Genomic DNA, 2695 nt, shown 5'->3' on the forward strand with positions numbered 1-2695 from the left:
CCAAACCAGCGTGCGTGCATGCTGGGGTTAAGGACTGCGTAAGCGAGCTGATTTGTTAATGGAACTGTCTGGGAAGTCAGACCAAAGAGAGTGAAAGTCTCGTACATGAAAACAATAAGCAGCGGCAGGATCCAGAGTACCACGAGACACGAGAAACCTTGTGGGAAGTCGGAGGGACCACCCTCCAAGGCTAAATACTCCTTAGTGACCGATAGAGCATAGTACTGTGAAGGAAAGGTGAAAAGGACCCCGGGAGGGGAGTGAAAGAGAACCTGAAACCCTGTGTTTACAAGCTGTGGAAGCACGTTAAGGTGCGACCGCGTACTTTTTGTAGAACGGTCCGGCGAGTTGCCGGTACTGGCAAGGTTAAGCACTTAAGGTGCGGAGCCGAAGGGAAACCAAGTCTTAACAGGGCGCAACGTCCAGCCCCAAGGGGCAGGACAACAGTCAGTACAGGCAGACCCGAAACCGGGTGACCTATCCATGTCCAGGTTGAAGCGGAAGTAAAATTCCGTGGAGGACCGGATCCACATCCGTTGAAAAGGGTGGGAATGAGGTGTGGATAGGGGAGAAATTCCAATCGAACCCGGAGATAGCTGGTTCTCCTCGAAATAGCTTTAGGGCTAGCCTCGTATTAGTTTAGCGGAGGTAGAGCACTGAATTCCTAAGGGGGCGTCAAAGCTTACCAAGGGATATCAAACTCCGAATGCCGCATAAATGATGTACGGGAGTCAGACTGCACGAGATAAGTTGGGTAGTCAAAAGGGAAAGAGCCCAGACCTACAGCTAAGGTCCCAAAGTATGTGTTAAGTGGAAAAGGATGTGGGATTTCAAAGACAACTAGGATGTTGGCTCAGAAGCAGCCACACATTCAAAGAGTGCGTAATAGCTCACTAGTCGAGAGGTCCTGCGCCGAAAATGTCCGGGGCTGAAACACAACACCGAAGCTTAGGAATGTACGTAAGTACATTGGTAGAGGAGCATTCTTAAAGGAGCGAAGCAGTACCGATAAGGAGCTGTGGACTTTTAAGAAGAGAGAATGCCGGAATGAGTAGCGAGATGGAGGTGAGAATCCTCCAGGCCGAATATCCAAGGTTTCCAGAGTAAAGCTGATCTGCTCTGGGTAAGTCGGGGCCTAAGGCGAGGCTGAGAGGCGTAGTCGATGGACAACAGGTTGAGATTCCTGTACCGTGTATCATCAGAACTGTGGGGACACAGAAGGACAACACATCCCGGGAATGGGAATACCGGGGCAAGCGAGGTAGGAGTACGGTTGGCAAATCCGCCGTACAATCCGAATACGTGACGCGGAGCGAACTAAAGTAGTGAAGTGTGTGATTCCAGCTGTCAAGAAAAGCCGCTATTGTGTGATGCACGCCCGTACCGTAAACCGACACAGGTAGATGAGGAGAGAATCCTAAGGCCGGCGGGAGAAGCATTGTTAAGGAACTCGGCAAAATGACCCCGTAACTTCGGGAGAAGGGGTGCCACAGAGATGTGGCCGCAGAGAATAGGCTCAAGCAACTGTTTAGCAAAAACACAGGTCTATGCAAAACCGTAAGGTGAGGTATATGGGCTGACGCCTGCCCGGTGCTGGAAGGTTAAGAGGAGAGGTTAGAGCAATCGAAGCTTTGAATTTAAGCCCCAGTAAACGGCGGCCGTAACTATAACGGTCCTAAGGTAGCGAAATTCCTTGTCGGGTAAGTTCCGACCCGCACGAAAGGCGTAATGATTTGAGCGCTGTCTCAACAATGCACCCGGTGAAATTGAAATACCAGTGAAGATGCTGGTTACCTGCGCCAGGACGGAAAGACCCCATGGAGCTTTACTCCAGCTTGATACTGGGATTCGGTACTGCATGTACAGGATAGGTGGGAGGCCGTGAAGCAAGGACGCCAGTCTTTGTGGAGCCAATGTTGGGATACCACCCTTGCGGTATTGGGTTTCTAACCTGCGCCCATGACCTGGGCGGGGGACAATGTCAGGTGGGGAGTTTGACTGGGGCGGTCGCCTCCGAAAGGGTATCGGAGGCGCTCAAAGGTTCCCTCAGGATGGTTGGAAACCATCCAGAGAGTGCAAAGGCATAAGGGAGCTTGACTGCGAGACTGACGGGTCGAGCAGGTACGAAAGTAGGACTTAGTGATCCGGTGGTATGAAAGTGGGATTGCCATCGCTCAACGGATAAAAGCTACCCTGGGGATAACAGGCTTATCACTCCCAAGAGTTCACATCGACGGAGTGGTTTGGCACCTCGATGTCGGCTCATCGCATCCTGGGGCTGTAGCAGGTCCCAAGGGTTGGGCTGTTCGCCCATTAAAGCGGTACGCGAGCTGGGTTCAGAACGTCGTGAGACAGTTCGGTCCCTATCCGGCGCGGGCGTAGGATATTTGAGAGGAGCTGTCCTTAGTACGAGAGGACCGGGATGGACAGACCGCTGGTGTATCTGTTGGCTTACCAAGGCCATGGCAGAGTAGCCAAGTCTGGACGGGATAAACGCTGAAGGCATCTAAGCGTGAAGCCCCCCTCAAGATGAGATATCCCATCGCAAGAGTAAGACCCCTTGAAGAAGACGAGGTAGATAGGTTAGAGGTGGAAGTGCAGTAATGTATGTAGCTGACTAATACTAATCGGTCGAGGGCTTAACCAAAAGGTTTAGGGGAAAAGAAGGAAGTTTCAATTCGGTTTTCAATATGTG

Annotated in this window: 1 rRNA gene; it reads left to right on the forward strand. The window is 51.7% G+C overall.

Annotated features, from left to right (window positions below):
- Nucleotides 1-2648: ribosomal RNA gene (locus tag HMPREF9469_RS31745) — 23S ribosomal RNA — on the forward strand.
- Nucleotides 2649-2695 lie beyond the last annotated feature (47 nt).

Origin of the sequence: [Clostridium] citroniae WAL-17108 (genome assembly GCF_000233455.1) — a bacterium.
GTDB lineage: Bacteria > Bacillota > Clostridia > Lachnospirales > Lachnospiraceae > Enterocloster > Enterocloster citroniae.